At 64.0% G+C, this 18,171-nt stretch carries 19 protein-coding genes; 2 read left to right on the top strand and 17 right to left on the bottom strand.

The genetic code is table 11. From position 1 onward, the window contains the following. Positions 1 to 67: 67 nt before the first annotated feature. Positions 68 to 1,051: an ABC transporter substrate-binding protein gene (locus EJ072_RS25395; RefSeq protein ID WP_126081816.1), complete on the bottom strand. Its 984-nt coding sequence runs from the start codon at positions 1,049 to 1,051 to the stop codon at positions 68 to 70. A gap of 265 nt (positions 1,052 to 1,316) precedes the next feature. Here EJ072_RS25395 and EJ072_RS36140 point away from each other — a divergent pair, with 265 nt between their 5' ends. After that, positions 1,317 to 1,484: a hypothetical protein gene (locus EJ072_RS36140; protein ID WP_189343096.1), complete on the top strand. Its 168-nt coding sequence runs from the start codon at positions 1,317 to 1,319 to the stop codon at positions 1,482 to 1,484. A gap of 33 nt (positions 1,485 to 1,517) precedes the next feature. On the opposite strand, the gene EJ072_RS25390 is transcribed toward EJ072_RS36140, so the two are convergent. The 7 genes from EJ072_RS25390 to EJ072_RS25360 form a co-directional block, all read right to left on the bottom strand. Then, positions 1,518 to 2,264, bottom strand: coding sequence for an SDR family NAD(P)-dependent oxidoreductase (locus EJ072_RS25390; protein WP_126081815.1), 747 nt, complete (start codon positions 2,262 to 2,264; stop codon positions 1,518 to 1,520). 38 nt (positions 2,265 to 2,302) lie between these two features. Next, positions 2,303 to 3,481, bottom strand: a complete 1,179-nt coding sequence (locus EJ072_RS25385) for an alanine--glyoxylate aminotransferase family protein (RefSeq protein ID WP_126081814.1) — start codon at positions 3,479 to 3,481, stop codon at positions 2,303 to 2,305. 26 nt (positions 3,482 to 3,507) lie between these two features. Then, on the bottom strand, positions 3,508 to 4,314 hold the full coding sequence (locus tag EJ072_RS25380) for a 4-pyridoxolactonase (protein ID WP_126081813.1): 807 nt from the start codon (positions 4,312 to 4,314) through the stop codon (positions 3,508 to 3,510). A 49-nt stretch (positions 4,315 to 4,363) separates the two neighbouring features. Next, complete coding sequence (locus EJ072_RS25375; protein WP_126081812.1) at positions 4,364 to 5,299, bottom strand: ABC transporter permease; 936 nt, start codon at positions 5,297 to 5,299, stop codon at positions 4,364 to 4,366. 3 nt (positions 5,300 to 5,302) lie between these two features. Beyond that, entirely contained in the window at positions 5,303 to 6,400 is a 1,098-nt protein-coding gene (locus EJ072_RS25370) for an ABC transporter permease (RefSeq protein WP_126081811.1), read from the bottom strand. After that, positions 6,397 to 7,965 (bottom strand): ABC transporter ATP-binding protein, encoded by a 1,569-nt coding sequence (locus EJ072_RS25365; RefSeq protein ID WP_126081810.1) that lies wholly within the window; start codon positions 7,963 to 7,965, stop codon positions 6,397 to 6,399. Before EJ072_RS25365 ends, EJ072_RS25370 begins: the two co-directional genes overlap by 4 nt. A 77-nt stretch (positions 7,966 to 8,042) precedes the next feature. Then, on the bottom strand, positions 8,043 to 9,071 hold the full coding sequence (locus EJ072_RS25360; RefSeq protein WP_126081809.1) for a BMP family protein: 1,029 nt from the start codon (positions 9,069 to 9,071) through the stop codon (positions 8,043 to 8,045). Between the two features lie 101 nt (positions 9,072 to 9,172). On the opposite strand from EJ072_RS25360, the gene EJ072_RS25355 reads away from it, so the two are divergent. Next, complete coding sequence (locus tag EJ072_RS25355; protein ID WP_126081808.1) at positions 9,173 to 9,598, top strand: hypothetical protein; 426 nt, start codon at positions 9,173 to 9,175, stop codon at positions 9,596 to 9,598. A 37-nt stretch (positions 9,599 to 9,635) separates the two neighbouring features. Here the strand turns inward: EJ072_RS25355 and EJ072_RS25350 are convergent, their stop codons facing one another. From EJ072_RS25350 to EJ072_RS25310, 9 genes are all read right to left on the bottom strand, one after another. Next, on the bottom strand, positions 9,636 to 10,646 hold the full coding sequence (locus tag EJ072_RS25350; RefSeq protein WP_126081807.1) for an ABC transporter substrate-binding protein: 1,011 nt from the start codon (positions 10,644 to 10,646) through the stop codon (positions 9,636 to 9,638). 34 nt (positions 10,647 to 10,680) lie between these two features. After that, positions 10,681 to 11,496 carry an ABC transporter permease gene (locus tag EJ072_RS25345; RefSeq protein ID WP_126081806.1) on the bottom strand — a complete coding sequence of 272 codons (816 nt, stop codon included), beginning with the start codon at positions 11,494 to 11,496 and terminating at the stop codon, positions 10,681 to 10,683. Next, on the bottom strand, positions 11,493 to 12,239 hold the full coding sequence (locus EJ072_RS25340; protein WP_245466988.1) for an ABC transporter ATP-binding protein: 747 nt from the start codon (positions 12,237 to 12,239) through the stop codon (positions 11,493 to 11,495). The genes EJ072_RS25345 and EJ072_RS25340 overlap by 4 nt, the downstream gene beginning before the upstream one ends. 148 nt (positions 12,240 to 12,387) lie before the next feature. Then, on the bottom strand, positions 12,388 to 13,317 hold the full coding sequence (gene fhmpcd1 / locus EJ072_RS25335; protein WP_126083747.1) for a 5-formyl-3-hydroxy-2-methylpyridine 4-carboxylate 5-dehydrogenase: 930 nt from the start codon (positions 13,315 to 13,317) through the stop codon (positions 12,388 to 12,390). Next, positions 13,317 to 14,951 carry a choline dehydrogenase gene (locus EJ072_RS25330; protein ID WP_126083746.1) on the bottom strand — a complete coding sequence of 545 codons (1,635 nt, stop codon included), beginning with the start codon at positions 14,949 to 14,951 and terminating at the stop codon, positions 13,317 to 13,319. Before EJ072_RS25330 ends, fhmpcd1 begins: the two co-directional genes overlap by 1 nt. A 113-nt stretch (positions 14,952 to 15,064) precedes the next feature. Then, positions 15,065 to 15,787: a class II aldolase/adducin family protein gene (locus EJ072_RS25325; protein WP_126081804.1), complete on the bottom strand. Its 723-nt coding sequence runs from the start codon at positions 15,785 to 15,787 to the stop codon at positions 15,065 to 15,067. A gap of 69 nt (positions 15,788 to 15,856) precedes the next feature. Further along, positions 15,857 to 16,315, bottom strand: coding sequence for a YbhB/YbcL family Raf kinase inhibitor-like protein (locus EJ072_RS25320; RefSeq protein WP_126081803.1), 459 nt, complete (start codon positions 16,313 to 16,315; stop codon positions 15,857 to 15,859). Positions 16,316 to 16,345: 30 nt separating this feature from the next. After that, positions 16,346 to 16,936, bottom strand: a complete 591-nt coding sequence (locus EJ072_RS25315; protein ID WP_126081802.1) for an amino acid synthesis family protein — start codon at positions 16,934 to 16,936, stop codon at positions 16,346 to 16,348. Between the two features lie 70 nt (positions 16,937 to 17,006). Then, positions 17,007 to 18,146, bottom strand: a complete 1,140-nt coding sequence (locus tag EJ072_RS25310; protein WP_126081801.1) for an NAD(P)/FAD-dependent oxidoreductase — start codon at positions 18,144 to 18,146, stop codon at positions 17,007 to 17,009. Positions 18,147 to 18,171 lie beyond the last annotated feature (25 nt).

Raw genomic sequence — 18,171 nt, 5'->3', positions numbered from 1 at the left:
CGAAACTGAAGCTTTCGAGAAAAAGCGGGGTCAGCCTGTCAAGCGGACCCCGACGGATTTCGAAGGCTTACTGTTCCTTGATGAAATCGGTGTCGAGAATGGTCTTCGCGTCGATCGTCATCTTGAGCTTGCCGGCCTTGCCCCAGATATCCTGGGCGAAGTTCACCAGGTCGGACGCCTCGCTCTTTTCCGGAGTGCCGAAGAATTCCAGGTTGCGGGCGCGGTCGTAGTAGCGCACGCCCTGGGCGCCGGCCGCGAAATCCTCGGGCTTCTCGAGATAGCCGCCAATGCCCTTGGCCATGATCTCGTAGGCCTTGTCCGGATTGGTCTTGATGTAATCGACCGCCTTGTAATAGCCCTTGATCAAAGCCTTCACATCCTCGGGATGCTTCTCGATCAGGTCGCATTTGAGCGCGATCACGTCGACGATCAGGCCGGGCGTCGTCGCGGAGTCGATCAGCACCTTGCCCTTGCCGCCCTTGCGGACTTCGGTCAGGTGCGGCTCCCAGGTCACCGCGGCGGGAACCTGGCCGGCGATGAAGGCGGTCGCGGCGTCATCGGCGGTCATGTTGGTGATGCTGACATCGTCCTCGGTCATGCCTTCCTTCTTCAGGAGCACGTTGAACCAGAATTCGGAAACGGAGCCCTCGTTCAGGGCGACGGGCTGGCCCTTCAGATCCTTGAGCGACTTGACGTCCGCGTGCGTGACGACGCCGTCGCCGCCATGGCTGTCGTCGAGCGCCACGACATATTTGAAGCAGAGGTCGTCGGAGCGGTACTTCATCAGTTCGTCGACTGTGGATGCCGCGCCATCGAGATCGCCGCCGGCGACCGCCGCCATATAGAGCGCCGATTCTTCGATTACTTTCAGGTCGACGTCGACGCCGGCTTCCTTGAAGTAGCCGAGGTCGCGGGCAAGAAACAGCGGCCCGTAGCCGACCCAGGTGGTCATGCCCAGGCGGATGGCGCCGGCGTCAGCGGGGGCGGCAAGCCCCAAGCCCAGCAGGCCTGCGCTGACCGCGGTCATCAGGCAATTGCGGAATGTCTTCATTGTCGTGGTTCCCCATGGCTGTTGCTGGCACCGACCTCATTCGAGTGGCGTATGCCAGGCTGTCGTTTCGGCAGCCGCTCTCTTGTTATGCGTCGCCCTCCCAGGCGGGCCTTCTTCTAGGTTCCGCAAGAGAGCATCCGGGCCGGGTCGCCTAAAGAAGTCTTTTTCTGTCCTTTGCTTCGCCGAAACCGAAGCAGCGGCCCTTTCCTTGTCGACGAACTCGAATCGAGGGCGCCGCGCGATTGCGGTTCCGGCGGATGTGCCAATGGCCACGGGCCGGTGCCGCCCTGGAAGACGCAAAACGGCGACCGGGATCGGTCTGCTCGGCATTTCCGCCGCGCAAACGGTGGTCGGCATATGGCTCAAGGACACCACGGAGGCGGTTGTCGCCGTATTCACCGGCGGTATCCAAACACTCGACCTGAGCAGTTGAAGCTACGTCGTCGGAAAATTTCGGTCTCAGCGGCTAATGCCTGACCATCCCGGCGTCGACGTTCAGCGTCTGGCCGGTGATCCAGCGGGCGTCCTCGCTCGCCAGGAACGATACGACGTCGGCGATATGCTCGGGCTGGCCCTTGCCTTTCATCGCCTGCAGCATCTCGACGAAGCCGAACGCCTCGTTGTGCGGGCTCGCCTTGACGCCGTCGCTCTCGATCAGGCCGGGCGTCACCGCATTCGCCGTGATGTTGTATTTGCCAAGTTCCGTGGCCAGCGCACGGGTGAAGCCAATGACGCCGCCCTTGGCCGCGACATAGGCCGCCATGTTGGGTGTGCCGGCAAAGAAGGTGTTGGACGCGATGCTGATGACCCGTCCTGCCTTGTTCGCCGCCCGCATCTGGTCAGTGGCCGCGCGGGTGACGATGAACGTGCCCGTCAAATTGACGTCGATGATTTTGCGCCAATGGTCGAGATCGACATCGTCCCAGGCGATGAACGGCACGATGCTGGCGTTGTTGACCAGTATGTCCACGCCACCGGTCAGCGCCTGGATTTCAGCAAAAAGCGCTTTGACGGACGCTGGATCGGAGATATCGGCGGCGACAGCCTTCGCTTTCCCGCCGATCGACGCGGCGGCCGTCTTTGCGCCCTCGGCGTTGATGTCACTGACGATGACGGTCGCGCCATCGGCCGCCAGCCGCGCCGCGATCGCCTTGCCGATACCCTGCGCCGCGCCCGTCACCAGGGCCGCCTTTCCCGCAAGCCGTCCAGTCATGAAATTTCTCCCTCGATCCGTGATCCGATGATGTCCGTTCAGGCGTCGGCGTCGATGACGGCCAATGCCGCATCGATGCCTTTGCCGATTGCCAGTTTCTGGCCGGCCGCGTTCATGGCGCCGCCAAGCGCCGTCAGCGCCGCGATGGCGTAGATCGGCTGGGCGGTCGGCCCCATGTGGCCGATGCGCGTCAGCTTCCCCAGCGTTTCGCTGCGACCAGATGAAAACACCACGCCGTAGCGGGCGCGCGCGGCCTGGCGAAGCGCCTTCTCGTCGACACCCTTGGGGGTGCGAACCGTGGTGGTGGTCGGCGACGCGATCCCGTCGCTGGCTGCCCAGATCGACAAGCCCATCGCTGCGACGCCCGCGCGCGTGGCCCTGGCTGTAAGCGCGTGTCGCGCCCACACCGCCTCCGGCCCCTCGTTGAGATAGAGGTCGAGCGCGACATCGAGCCCGTTGATCTCCGAGACCGAAGGCGTGAACGGAAACGGCTTGTCGCTCGACCAGGCATCTTCCCAGTCGACGATGCTCAGCATCGATGCGCGCGGCGCAAGCGGATTGGCCTTCATCTTGGCCCAAGCCCGCTCGCTGACGCCCATCATGGTGAGGCCGGGAGGGGCGCCCAGGCATTTGTTGGGACCGGTGACATAGATATCGGCCTTGCAATCCTCGGGATGGGTCTTCATGCCGCCAAAGGAAGAAACGGCGTCGACGATAAGGTAGGCGCCATGCGCCGAGACCAGCGCGCCGATGGCGTCGATCGGATTGATGGTGCCGGATGGCGTGTCGTGGTGACAGACGGAAACGACGGTGATTTCCGGATGCGCCTTCAGCATTGCCGCGACCGCCTGCGGGTCGATCGCCTCATTATAGGGCACTTCGATTTCGAGCAGATGCGGCGAATAGCGTTTCGCCCAATAGCCGAACCCCTTGCCGTAAACTCCGGAGGCAAGGTTGAGCACGACGTCGTCGGGCGCGATCAGGGAAGCCGCCGCGGCCTCGAGGCCGAGCACCGGCTCGCCATGCAGGATGACCGGCTTGTTCGACAGCCGCATCGCTTTCTGCGCCTTGTCGGTCACCTTTTCGTAGAAGAGCTGGAACGCCGGATCATAATCGTAGAGCACGGTGCGGCCGAGGCCACGCAGCACCTCTGCATAGGCGTTGACAGGCCCGGCGGTCAGGGTAATGACCGGATCGGCATGATCGGAATAGCGCATGGGAGTGGTCTCCGGATTGGCGGCGTTCAGCCGTAGAACTGGGTGCCGGTCTTGTAGGTCTTGAAGTTTTCCATGTCGTGCGAGTACATCAGCTCGGCACCGTGGTCCTCGGCCAGCTTCTTCACCTTGCGCATCGAATTGACGCCCGCGACCGGGTCGATGTGGAAGGCTGCCTGGCAGAGCGTTTCCAGGCTCTTCTGCGTGTAGGCGGCGTCGATGGTGAACATGATCGGCTTGCGCTTGGGAAACTCGACCAGCAGGCTGTAGTGGCCGATCGAATGGCCGGGCGTCGAGATCAGCTTTACGCCCCTGGCCAAATCGACGTCGCCCTCGATGCCTTCGAAGGTCGAATTGGCGCGCGTCGTGCCCTCCAGCAGCTGCGCGGTGGCGCCACGCGCCTCCGCCGCCTCGGCCGAGAAGCTCAGGTCGGAATAGCCGAGATGCTCGAAAGGTTGCGGATTGCAGGCCTGTGGCACCTCGGAGCGATGGCAGATCTTCTTTGCGTGTGGAAAATACTTGTTGCCGCCGCAATGGTCGAAATGGAAATGCGAGTTGACGACGACGTCGATGTCCTTCGGCTCCAGCCCGAGCAGCGCCAGCGCGCCGGGAATGGTCTGGTGCTTTTCCTGGATCGGCTTCTCGAAAGGCAGCACTTTCATGACGTGGTCGTAATCATAGCCGGTGTCGATGAGGAACCGGCCCTCGGCATGCTCGATCAGGATCGAATAGACGGGAAAGCGCACTTCGCCGCCGGGGCCGCGATTCCAGAACACATGATAACCGTCGAGAACGAGCGAGCCGCCGTCGAGCAGGTAGACCTTGGTATCCGACATTTGTCGTCTCCTATCTTGGCGCGGATCCCATCCGCGCATCTGGTTTCTGTCAGCGCGCGCCGCGCTCATATGGAATGCCGAGCGCCGCAGGCAGGCTGGCGCGCCGCCCGAACAGTACAAGCATGATCATCACCGCCAGGAACGGCAGCATCTGGATGATGTCGGTCGGGATGTTGATGCCCGCCACCTGCATGGCCGTGGTCAGCGACAGGCACACGCCGAACAGCAGAGCGCCGAACAGCACCCAGACCGGACGGCCGCGCGCCAGCATGGCCAGCACGATGCCGAGGAAGCCGGCGCCATTGGTGATGAAGGGAATGAACAGGCCCGCCCCGACATTGGCGAGATAGGCGCCGCCCAGCCCTGCCAGCGCGCCGGTCGTCAGCACCGCGATGGTGCGGGTCCTGATGACGTCGATGCCGGCGACATCGAGCGCGGCCGGCTTGTCGCCGGCGGCCTGCAGGTTGAGGCCGAGCTGTGTGCGCCGGTAGAGGTAGCTCATGGCGAACACCAGCGCAACGGCCAGATAGACGATCAGGTGATGCCTGAAGAAGGCCGGCCCGATAACGGGAATGTCGGACAGCAGCGGAATGACGGTGGCGTCCGCCGCCGGCAGGCGGGGATAGCTGCGCGAGAACTGGAAATGATGGAGCAGCGCCGTCAGCCCTTCCAGCCCGAGCGTCAGCGCGATGCCATTGACGATCTGGTTCAGCCCGATGCGCACGCAAAGCAGCGCCATGATCAGCGCCACCGCGATGCCGCCCGCGGCGCCGGTGAGGAAGCCGAGCCAAAGTGATCCCGAATAGAAGGCGCCGACAAAGCCCAGATAGGCGCCGGCCAGCATCATGCCTTCGATGCCGATGTTGAGCACGCCGGCCTTTTCCGACATCTGCTCGCCGAGCCCGGCAAGCAGCAGCGGGACGGCCGCGGTGACGGCGCCGAACAACAGCGCGCCAAGAAAAACCTCGCTGAACAGCCCGGTCATGTCTCAGGCCTTTCTCGATTGGTTGTAGCGGTGGTCGACATACTCGGCGAGGGCGAGCACGATCAGCACGATCGAGACCAGCACCAGCGTGAAATGATTGGGCACGCCAAGCCGCCTCGCCGCGCTCTCGCCGCCGATCGAAAGCACCGAAAGCAGAAACACGAAGCCAATCGCGGCAAAGCCGTTCATGCGCGCGAGGAACACCGCCGGAATGACCGCCAGGCCGTAGGCGGGGTTCCAGTCGGCGCGGACATTGCCTTGCACGCCGATGATGTCGACGGCGCCGGCAAGGCCTGCAAGGCCGGCCGAAATGGCAAAGACGGCAACGGTCAGGCCAGGCACGCCGAGCCCGGCATGGACCGCCGCGCGCGGATTGGCGCCGACGATCCTCAATTTCAGTCCGAACGCTGTCCGCGTCATCACCAGATGCACGATGATGATCGCCGCAAGTCCGAGCACGAGGCCGCTGGTGATGGTCGTGTCGAAGAGCCGCGGCAGCCTGTCTTCGACCGACAAGGTACGCGTCTGCGGCACGGTCGTGCCGGGGTCGCGGAACACGAGCTTGACCAGCACGTTGGCGAGCGAGGTGCCGAGGAACGTCATCATCAGCGTGGTGATGATCTCGTTCACGCCCTGATAGGCGCGCAGCAGCGCGGGCAGCAGCGACCACGCCATGGCCACCACCATGGAAATCAGGAACGAACAGATCAGCGCCAGCCAGGCCGGCATAACCTGCACCAGGACGGGAGCGCTGGCGGCCGCCGTGACCGCCCCGAGCAGGAACTGGCCGTCGCCGCCCAGATTCCACATGCCGGCGCGAAAGGCCACGATCAGGCCGGCGGCGAGGAACAAGAGCGGCGCCATGCGCGTCAGCGTCTGCTGGATGCCCAGCGGCGAGAACAGCCCTTTCTCCAGCACGTAGCCGTAATAGGCGAGCGGGTCGACGCCGACGGCAAGCAGTATGCAGCCGGCGATGATAAGAGCGGCAAGGATGGGCCCGAGCGTCATCAGCAGCCGGTGCAGTATATCGCGGCGGGTGGCGACGCCGCTCGTGGCATCGAGCGCGTTGGCGTTGGCGCCGGGTGCGGTATCGATGCTCATGCGGCCAGTCCAATCATCAGGCGGCCGACCTTGGTGCGCGCGTCGTCGGCATTGGCGACTGTGCCGACCAGCGAGCCGTTGGCGATGACGGCAATGCGGTCGCACATGCTGAGCAATTCCTCGAGGTCGGTGGAGATCAGCAGCACGGCAAGGCCGCGCGCCGCCGTGTCGCGGATGCGCTGACGCGAGGCAAGCGTGTTGGCGAGATCGAGTCCATAAGTCGGCTTGTTGAAGATCACCGCCCTGGCGCCTTCAGCCAGTTCGCGCGCCAGGAGCACCTTCTGGATATTGCCCCCCGAAAGCCGGGCGACAGGCGTCTTCAGGCTCGGCGTGCGAACATCGTATTCGCGCATCAGCTGCGCCGCGCGCCTGTCGATCTCGGCGCGTTGCTCGACGCCGCCGCGCCAGAAGGGCGAGGCGCCGACCTGCTTGAGGAAGAAGTTGATGGAGACCGGGAAACTGCCGACCGTGCCTTCGCCGAGCCGGTCGTCAGTCAGGTAGCGAAGGCCGCGCTGGCGGCGTTCGCCCACGCTCAGCGCCTCGATGGCGGCGCCTTCCAGCAGCACCGAACCGCCGGTCGCCGCACGCTGGCCGGCCAAGGCCTCCGCCAGTTGTTTCTGGCCGTTGCCGTCGATGCCGGCGATACCCAGGATCTCACCCGGGCGGATGTCGAAGGAGATCGACGACAGCCCCGGCGCGTTTTCGGTCGGCGCGACCGCGAGGTCGGCGACCTGAAGCAGCGGCGCGGCATCGGCATGGACCGTGCGGGTGGGCCGCTCGGCCGCCTCCGGATCGTCCTTCTGCTTGCCGAACATCAGCTCCACGATCTCGGAGATGATCTCCTGCTCGCCGAGCGTGCGAAAACGCTCGGGTGGAATCTCGCCGACCTTGCGGCCGAGCTTCAGCACCGAGATGCGGTCACCGAAGGCCGCCGCCTCTTTGAGCTTGTGCGTGATGAAGACGATCGCCAGCCCCTGTCCGACGAGGCGGCGCATCAAGGCGCCGAGTTCCTCGATGCCTTTCGGCGTTAGCATCGAGGTGGATTCGTCGAGGATCAGCAGCCGGCTGTTGCGCACCATCGCGCGCAGGATCTCGACTTGCTGCTGTTCGCCGAGCGAAAGCTCCGACACCTTTGCGTGCAGCTTGACGCTGATGCCGAGGCTGCGGGTAATCTCGGCGACGCGCGCCTCCAGCTCCTCGGTCCTGGGCCGCTGCCACCAGGGCCCGCCGAGCAACAGGTTTTCCGCCACCGTCAGCGTCGGCACCAGCATCATGTGCTGGAACACCGTGCCGATGCCCAGCGCCAGCGCATGGCGCGGCGAAGTGATCGGCGTCGGCTTGCCGTCGACCAGGATGCGCCCCTCATCCGGCTGCTGCAGTCCCGACAGCATGCCGATCAAGGTGGATTTTCCCGCGCCGTTCTCGCCGAGCAGCACATGCACCTCGCCGGGACGGATCGACAGGTCGATGCCGTCATTGGCGACGATGCCGGGAAAGCGTTTGGTCACGCCTTCGAGCGCGACGATGCCGCGCTTGTCGGCAGGCGGTGAAGACAGACTGCTCATGAAAGTCCAGCACTGGAAAAACGGGAAATGTCCGGAGGGGAACCGATCGCCCCTCCGGAAGCCGACAGGTCGCCGCCTTACTGGGCGACGCTCGTCATCAGCGCCCTGACGGCGGCGGCGTCATAGACCGGATCGACCTTGATCTTGCCGGAGATGACGTCGTCGCGCACCGCCTGGATTTCGGACCATACCTTGTCCGGGATCGCGGCGGTCTTCAAAAGCTTCACCGAATCGTCCTGGAGGCCGATCGAATAGTGCTTGGTGCCGAACGTGTCCGCCTTGATATCGGCGATCATCGCGGCGTAGACCGGCTCGATGTTCCACACCACCGACGACAGCAGGAAGCCCTTGTCGATGGGCGACTTGTCGCCGATGACGTCGATGAAATAGACCTTCCCGCCGTCCGTGGCCTTGGTCGTCTCGACCGCCTGCAACATGCCGAAGCTGGAGCCGTTGCCCTGGCCGAAGATGATGTCGGCGCCGGAGGCGATCACGCTTTCGGTCACGCGCTTGCCACCCGCCGCGTCGCTGTAGGCGGCCGGGCCGATCACCGCATAGGTGATCTTGACGTCGGGGTTCTCGGCCTTCACGCCCTGCGCGAACGCCGCCGACTGCGAATTCCACGAAGGCGGTTCGCCGGACACGACGATGCCGACCGACTTCGAGCGCGACATCTTGGCGGCAAGACGGCCGGCGAGATAAGCGCCCTGGTGGCCGCTCAGCGTGTAGTCGGCGACGAGACCTTTCTCCAAGCCATTCGGCGTGTCGACGATCGCCACCGGAACCTTCAACTCCTTGGCGATTTCAGGCGCAGAAGTGTTGTAGCCGCTGGCATGCGCGATCAGCAGGCTGGCGCCGTCTGACGCGAGTTCGCGCAGCGTCGGACGAACGTCGCCATAGCCGAGGCCCTGGGCCACGACCACTTCGACGCCGGCTGCCTTGCCCGCCGCCTTGGCGGCATCGATGCCCTGCTGGTTCCAGCCGTAATCGGTGCCTTCTTCAGGCGTCAGGATGGCGATCGACTTGACTTCGCCAGCAAGCGCCCCGCCGAGCAAGACGCCGCTCAGTATAATTGCACTCACACTGCACTTAAGAAGCTTTAACATGTTACCCTCTCTGTTTGATTCACCAATCAATATTCTTGTTGTTATTGCGCAGAAGCGAGATAGACTGCCTGAGAAAAATTTACCCATGGAGCTCAGGCAAAGTGAAGATTCGTTATGTCCTCCCGGCGATGCTGGCGTTCACATCCTTCGCCAGCGCGGTCGAGTTGCACCATGTCATCGTCCGCAACGGCACCGATGGGCTCGACATGGTGCCGTTGACGATCTCGAATGCGGGCAATGAACGACTGTCGTGCAATGCCGACTTCGCCCACTGGTATTCGGCCGGGATTACGACGGTCGAGCCGGGCAAGAGCGCCCGTGTCGAGCTCTGGTTCGACCCGAAGACGGGCACGTTCACCATCCTCAATGACAAGCGCGAGAACCTGCCCATCGAACGGCTGTGGTGCGGCCTGTCGGGCCGTGCATATGCCACGCGGTCACAGATCACGCTCGACCGTGCCGACGCGGCCGAAGGGAAGCGCGCCGTGTCCTGCCGCATGGAGCAGGACAGGCTCGCGTGCCGGTAGGCGCCCATCGATCCGTCGGCCCGCGACATGGCGCGCCCTATTCCTTCGCCAGGAACTTGTCGGTGAAGACGTCGTCCGCCGACAGGGCCGCCTTGAGCACGCCCTGATCGGTGAGCGTCTTCAGCGTTTCCTCCCACTGCGTCTTCGTCATCCAGCCGAGGCCGTGTTCCTTGGTGTCGGGGCTGGTGAAGGTCGACGCGATGTCGGCGTTGATCTGCGCCAGCAGCACATCCTTCTTGTCCGCATAGCCTGGAGCCGCCTTGGCCGTGATCTCGGCGGCCTCTTCCGGATGGGCGACGACATAGTCGAAGGCTTCCCGGTAGGCTTTGACGAAGCGGGCAACGACATCCGGCTTGTCCTTGATCATCTTCTCGGAGGTGAACAGACCGGAGCCGTAGGCCTTCCAGCCATGGTCCGCGCCCATCATGATGCTGAGCGAGCCGGGACCGCCGGCCTTGGCCTCCAGCTCGGGAACCTCGGCGTCGACATAGCCGACCACAGTCTGGACCCGGCCGAGGAGAAGATAGCTCTCATAGGGCGGCGAGACGCTGTTCAGCGTCATGTCCTTCTCGGTCAGGCCATTGGCCGCGAGGAAGCCCTGGAAGAAGATGTAGGTCGAGCCGGCCGGATGAATGCCGATGGTGAGCCCCTTGAGATCGGCCGGCTGGGTGAGCTTCATCGTCTTGGCCAGCGAGATGATCGCCAGCGGCGAATGCTGGTTGACGGCGGCCACCGCGACCACCGGGACATTCTGCGACCGGGCCACGGCGAGCGTGGGAAGATCGCCGAAGCCGAAATCCGCGTTCTCATTGCCGACCAGCCGCATGGCGTCGGGTGAGCCTGAGCCCTTGCGGATTTCGGCGACGTCGATGTCGTTCTTGGCGAAGAAGCCTTTTTCCTTGCCGACGAAGAACATGGCGTGGTTGCCGCGCACCACCCAGTCGAGCTGGACGTTGACCTTGTCGGCCGCAAAGGCCGCGCCCGAGAAGCCGAGTGTCCCGACACACGCCGCAAGCGCGGCTGCCTTGATGAGTGAGCGTCTGAGCATTTTTGTTCCCTTTTTCATTGGTTTGAGAGCGGACCTACGACTGGCTGAATTTCGGCGCCCACGGCACCACGATGCGTTCGAGAATCTCGGCCGCGTAGTAGAAGGCGATGCCCAGCACCGACACGAGCAGCAGCGCCGCGAAGACCAGCGCGGTGTCGAGCTGTGTCGAGGCGAACTGGATGACGTAACCGAGCCCGTCCGAGGCGCCGGCGAATTCGCCGACGATGGCGCCGATGACGCTCAGCGTGGCGGCTATCTTGGTCCCGGCCATCAGGTTCGGCAGCGAATGCGGAACGCGTATCCTGAACAGGATCTGCGTCGGGCTCGCGCCGACCGAATTCATCAGCGACAGCAGCGAGCGGTCGACCGCCTGCATTCCCGCCAGCATCGACAACGTCACCGGGAAGAAGGCGATGACCAGGATCAGACCGATCTTGGGCGCGAGCCCGTAACCGAACCAGAGGATGAAGATTGGCGCCAGCGCCACCTTGGGCACGTTCTGAAACAGCACCACCAGCGGGTATAGCGCCCGCCCCAGCCAGTCGAAGCGCACGATGACCAACGCGATGGCGATGCCCACCACGACGGAGACAAGGAAGCCGAACAGGATCTCGCCCGCCGTCACCAGCGTCGCCTGCATCAGCGTTGCCCATTGCGCGACCAGCGATTGCGCGATCTCGGTCGGAGCAGGAATGATGAAGGCTGAGATGGCGAAAACTCGCACCACGGCTTCCCACACCACGATCGTCGCCAGCAGAAGGATGACCGCTGGAAGCCAGCTGCCTGTCGCCTGACTCCAGCTTGAGGCAACCCGCGACTCCGAGAGATTGGTGATGGGTTGATCGCTCATGACGCGCCTCCCGGTTGATGGCTGGCGCGCAGCATGGTGCGCAGTTGAACCACCAGCCTGACGAACTCGGGATCTTCCGTCACCGACAGATCGCGCGGATAGGCCAGCCCGATGTCGAGGCTTTCGGTGATCCGCCCCGGCTTGATGCCCAGCACGTGGACATGGCGGGACAGATGAATGGCCTCGTCGATGGAGTGGGTGACGAGCACGATCGTCTTGCCGGTACGCTGCCATATCTCCAGGAGCGACTGGCCCATCTGGTCGCGGGTAATGGCGTCGAGGGCGCCGAACGGCTCATCCATCAGCAGCACCGCCGGATCGAGCGCGAGCGCCCGCGCGATGGCGACCCGCTGGCGCATGCCGCCGGACAATTCATTGGGTCGCTTGTGGGCGCTGTCCCCCAACCCCACCAGTTCCAGCATCTCCTGGCCGCGTGCCCGCAACTCCGCACGCGAGAGCGACTTGTCTGCAATGCCGAGCAGCATCGATGCGTTGTCGACGGCATTCTTCCAGGGAAGCAGGTTGGCCTCCTGGAAGACGAGGCCGATCATGCGCTTGCGCGCCGCCTCGACTGGCGAAACCCCAGCGATCGAAACGCTGCCGCTTGTCGGATCGACGAGCCCGGCCAGAATCTTGAGCAAGGTGCTCTTGCCGCAACCGGAAGGGCCGATGAGGGAGACAAACGATCCCTTCGGTACCGAAAGATTGATGTTTTGCAGAACCAGTTGCTTGGCCAGCGTCACCGAAACGCCTTGGGCGGAGATCAGGTCGTCATGGTGGCGGATAGGGGCTGGCCGGCCGCCTGCTGGTCGAATGGGTTCAATGCGCATGGCTTGCCCCTCCATGCGGCGCCCAAACCCGACCGGCCTCGTGAGCATGATGGGCCATCGGCTACTCCCGTCCTTCCAAGATGCGCCGCACCGCGACGAGCTTGCGCGCCCGTTCGCCTTGCAGCGCCTTGATCTGCTCGGGCGTGTAGGAGAACATCCCCTCGCCCGACTTGATGCCGAACTTCGACGCGTTGGTCTTTTCCAGCACCATCGGCGCGACATCGTCGCGGTTGGAAAGATCGGCGTTGAGGAAGGACGAGACGGACTTGTAGATATCGAGGCCCGCCATATCGAGCAGCGCCATCGGCCCGACCACGGCGATCTTGTAGCCGATGCCCCAGGACACGCAGGTGTCGAGGTCTTCCGGCTCGATGACGCCGCGCTCGACAAGGTCGACCGCCTCGCGCAGCAGCGCATAGAGCACGCGGTTCTCGACGAAACCCGGAACGTCCTTCTTCACCACCACCGGAAGCAGGCCGATCGAGCGGATCAGGTCGCGGATCGTCGCCACGGTTTGCGGCGCGGTCTTCTCGCCGGCGATCACCTCGATCATCGGGATGATGTGCGGCGGGTTCGACCAGTGCATGCCCACCATCCGCTCCGGATGCGAGATATTCGCCTGCAGCTTGGTGATCGGGATACCCGACGTGTCGGACGCCACGATCGTGTCCGCCGCTATCAGCCCATCGATGGCGCGATAGACATCGGCCTTGATCGAAATGTTCTCGGGAACGTTCTCGATGACCAGGTCGGCGCCCGATACCGCATCGGCTATGTCATCGGTGAAGCGAACCGTTCCGGCGCCGGCCGGGGGCGGCGCGATGCCCAGGGAATCGAGCACGGCTTCGGCCACGCCCAGCATGGTTCCAGCCCGCTCGACCGCCGCCGGAGCGACATCGTAGGCCACGACCTGAAGGCCGCCTCTGGCGAGCCGCGCGGCCATGCCGGGCCCCATCGTGCCCAGACCAATGATGGCGATACGTTGGATCATCACGCTGCCCTGCTTTCGGTTGCTGCTTTTGTTTCCGCGACAAGGTCGGCGGCCTTCTCGGCAATCATGATCACTGCCGCGTTGATGTTTCCGCAGACGAGGTCGGGCATGACGGAAGCATCCACCACGCGCAGGCCATCGACGCCGCGAACTCGCAGTTGCGGATCTACGACCGAGGCCGCGTCCGCGCCCATCCGGCAGGTGCCGGCCGGATGATGCACGGTGATGGAGGTCTTGCGGATATGCTCATCGATATCGTCGTCGCTCTGGCACTTGGGACCGGGGAAGAACTCCGCCTCGATGAAGGGCTGCATGGAAGGTTGCGCCGCGAGATCCCTTGCCACCCGGAAGCCGGCCCGCAGCGATTGCCAGTCCTTCGGCGAGGCCAGGAAATTCTGGTGGATCAGGGGCGCCGCGGAAGGATCGGCCGAGGCGAGTTTCACCGCGCCGCGACTCTCGGGCTGCGTGGCCACCACGCGCGTTGCGAAACCATCGGGAAACGGTTCCTTGAATGGCCTGAAATAGGGCCATGCGGCGAGTGGAGCCGCAGTGAAGAGCAGTTGCACATCCGGCAACGGCCGCTCCGGACCGCTTTTCAGGAAGGCGACGACCCCGCCGGGCACATCGCCCGAAAAACCGCGCCCCGTAAGGTAGGTCTTGGCGAAATCCAGCCCGATGCGATCGGCGCGCATGTTGTGCAGGAACGGCCCTGGGCCGCGGCGTCGGTACATGAGAATGACCGAGACGTGATCCTGCAGGTTCTTGCCGACCGCGGGCAGGTTGACGCGTGTCTGGATGCCATGCGCCGCAAGCTCGTCCGGCGCCCCGATGCCGGACAGCATCAGCAGTTGCGGCGTGTTGATCACCCCGCCGGAGAGCAGCACTTCCCTGCGTGCGATGACTGTTCGCTCGCTGCCGCGATGGTTTATCGCCACGCCGGTGGCGCGCGTGCCTTCCAGGATGATCTTGGTCGCCGTCGCTTCGGTGAGGACGGTGAGATTGGGCCGCCGCAGGACCGGCCGCAGATAGGCCGACGCGGTCGAGCTGCGCCGCCCCTTGGAGATCGTCATCTGCAGGCGGCCGAAGCCTTCCTGCCGCTCGCCATTGTAGTCGTCGGTCTGCGGGTAGCCTGCCTGCACGCTGGCCTGCGCAAACGCCTCGATCAGCGTGTCCTTGTAGCGGCAGAACTGGGTATTCACCGGACCGGACCCGCCGCGAAAGCGACTCTCGCCCCCTTCCCAGCTTTCCTGTTTCCGGAAATAGGGCAGGACCTTGTCATACGACCAGTCGCTTAGCCCGCTGGCGGCCCAGCGGTCGTAGTCGCCGCGATTTCCGCGCACATAGGCCATGGCGTTGGTCGACGACGATCCGCCGATGACCTTGCCGCGCGCGCACTCGACCCTGCGCCCGCCGACATTGTCCTCCGGCTCGCAGAAATACATCCAGTCGTGCCGGCGCTCGGTCAGGATCTTGCCCCATCCAAGCGGTATGTGGATCATGGGGTCGCGGTCCCAGCCGCCGGCCTCGAGCAACAGCACCGAGCATCCCGGATCGGCGCTCAGCCGGTTGGCGAGCACGCAACCGGCCGATCCGGCCCCAACGATGACATAGTCGTAACTTTGCGCGTGCTGCATGATGCGTTTCATTGCCTTCGTCCGGCGCCCGGGGGCCAGTGAACTGTTGAAACCGAGCCTGGAAATCCCGGCACGGGCCGGGATCGCCTAGTCATTCCACAAGGCGGCCGGCACTAGAGCAGGCCAGCCTCTCTCAGGCGCTGCGACCAGTGGTTCCACCCGCGGTCGATCTGGGCGCCGACGAGCTTTCCCGCCGTCTTGATCTCGCCCGGCGACAGATACTTGATCGTGCCGATCTGCAGGCCGGCCGTGAGCGCCTTCGCTTCCTGCTCGAGATAGAAGGCGCGGAAGACGACCTCGCGCACGGAGTTGCCGACATTGACGACGCCATGACGCGCCATCAGGACCACGGTGCTGCCGCCGAGGCTTTCGGCAATGTCCGCGCAGACATCGGGGCTGCCGCCGAAGAGGTCCGTTTCGTCGCCGTGCTTGTCGCGGATCTCGTACACCGGGACGGACTCGCCGATGAAGGCCCCCATGTGGGTGACCGGCCGCAGCGGCGTGTCGACGAAGCAATAGGGCAAGACGGCCGGCGAGTGGGTGTGGAGCACGCACTGGACGTCCGGCCGCGCCTTGTAGATTTCGCTGTGAATATAGCGCTCCAGATAGGAGGGCCGGTTATCCGGCGTCTCGCCGTCGAGATTGAAACGCTGGATGTCGTCGACGGTTATCAGGCTCGGCGCGAGCTTCTGAGCCAGAAAGAAGCTTTCGGGGTCCTCGGGGTCGCGGGCGCTGATATGCCCGAACGTGTCCATGATGCCTTCGTGCAGAAGTATCTTCGTCGCCGTGACCAGCTCTTCGAAGACCTTCTGGCGCACCGGGTTGTTGTCTTTCATTCCAATTCTCCCATTACGCGGCGATGGCGGCCATTTTTATTCTTGTTGTCGGCCGCCCGCGCCACGGTTTCACTTGTTCTCGTAGATGCCGACGATCCGGTTCTGCTCGATGATGTTCCCGGCATATTTCTGCAGGAACTCTTCCCTGGCGGGGGTGCCTTCGACCTTCGTGTCGAGCGCATAGATCCAGAAGTAGTAGTGATGCTTGCCATGGCCAGCGGGCGGCTGCGGCCCGTAATACTGCTTGTCGCCCGCGCCGTTGGGTCCGACGCGAAATTTTTCCTGCGCGTCCGAAAGATCGGTGGTCGAGGGATCGATGCCGTAGACGACCCAATGCGTGAAACCATTGGCCAGGGGCGCGTCCGGATCATGACAGATCAGCGCCAGTTCCTTTGTTCCTGCAGGAACGCCGCTGATGCTGAGCCTGGGCACCACGTTGCCCTTGTCGCCCGCGTGCTCGTCGCGCAATCTTCCGAGCGGCTGGAAATCCGCCGACGTAATCTTGAGGTCCTTGATGTTCAGGGGCATTTAATCTCGTCCTTCAGCAATTCGAGCGAACTAGACGCCGGCCTTGAGGTCGGCGACGGATTTGCCGCCGACGCGCTGATGCACGCGCGGGCCCGATGCGACCGCAACGCAGATCAAAAGCTCGTCCGGGCGCGGCGCGTCCGGCACCGAAAAAGTGACGGCGTCATAGTGGGAGCGGATGTAGAGCTCGTCCTTGTGGGCAAGCGGAATATCGATGGTGGTGCCGGCAACGGCGACCTTGCTGACCGACGAGATCCAGGCTTTGCCGCCGCCGACCTGCTGGCGCAGCGGATCGCCAAATACGGTGGTGATGCAGGCGACCACATGCTCCTGCTCTCCGGCCGTGCCCGCGATACCGCCCTTGCCATAGCTCTCGACCGGCCTGTTGCCGAGCAGCGCCACGGCACGTTCGCCGAGCGCATGGCCGATAGCCGAACTCGGATTGGTCAGATCGGACAATTCGGCGACGTACTTTCCGGCGAACGGATTGCGTATGACGACGCCAGTCGCGACCTTGACGAGGGTCTCGCCAGGCGTGCCGCCGTCATGCCGGCTTTCTTGGACCGAGGCGTACCATCCCCTGACATCGTAATCCCGCTCGACTTCACTGGAATAATTCATCTCTATCTCCTGAAGGGAGCGCGCATCTTTCGCGCGCCCCGATTAATTCTTGGACCAGTCCGCCCGAGCCCTATTGCGGCCACGAGTAGACACGGCGCAGCGGGTCGAAGCGCGCGGCTTCGAGCGCGGCCGGCGTGAACATGTTTCCCTTGGAAAGCGAGCGGTTCGCCGCATAGTCGCCGGAAAGGGCCTGGCAGCGATCGGTGATCGGGCGAATACGCGTCTCCCAGGCGACGAGCGCATCCTCGACCGAAGCGCCCTCCTCCAGGTCCTGCGACAGGCTGAAGGCGTTGACCATCGCGCAGCCGGCGCCCTGGGCAAGAGCCGGGCACATCGCATGCGCGGCGTCGCCCACCAGCGCCACCTTGCCTCTGGTCCAGCTGTCCAGCTTGTTCGTCTGATACGTGTCGTACCGCGCAGTCTCGAGCTTCGCGGCTTCGACCAGGCATGGCTCGAGGAAAGGGAACATCTCGACCCAGACCTCGAGGTCGAGCGGAACTTTCGACCCACGCGGATCGGCGGCCGGCGCCATCAGACCCAGATACAATTCGTTCTCGTTGCAGGGCGAATAAAGGATACGCTGGACGCGCGGCCAGAAGTTCCACATGTCGATGGTGTTGTCCCACTCGCCGTGGCCGAGTTCCTTTTTCTTGCGCGGGACGATCAGCCGGATAATTCCATCCTTCGACGTCCAGCGGTCCTGCTTGAACCCTATGGAGTCCCTGACCTTGGAGCCCACGCCGTCCGCTCCGACGATCAGGTCGGCTTCCAGAACCTCGCCGGTCTGGAGGGTCAGGCGGCCTTCCGGGTCGGCCGCGACCGCCTCGGAATCGACGCGAATATCGACCCCCAGGGCACGAGCGCGGCTGACGAGAGCATCGTGCAAATGGCTGCGCGTCATGATGCGCCAGGGAAGGCCGTTGAACGTCTCCCTGGAGATCGACTTGTTATGCATCCAGGTTTCGTAGGTCGGAGGCGTATGCGACCCCTGGAGAACATCGTCCAAGGCGCCCAGCCCTTCGAGCACGCGAAGGCCATTGTGCCAGAGATAGATGCCCGCGCCGAATGCCCGCAGTTCGGAGCTTTTTTCGTGCAACCTGACGTCCCAGCCGTTCTGCTTGAGAGCGATGGCGGCCGTCAGGCCGGCGAAGCCCCCACCGGCGACCTCCGCGCGACGCGTCTTGCCCGGAGTTTTGTTTACATTGGCCATTTTCTATCCTGATGCTGCGTACAAG

Origin of the sequence: Mesorhizobium sp. M2A.F.Ca.ET.046.03.2.1 (assembly GCF_003952425.1) — a bacterium.
In the GTDB taxonomy this organism is placed as follows: Bacteria; Pseudomonadota; Alphaproteobacteria; order Rhizobiales; family Rhizobiaceae; genus Mesorhizobium.
This window is presented reverse-complemented; position numbering and strand designations above follow the sequence as displayed.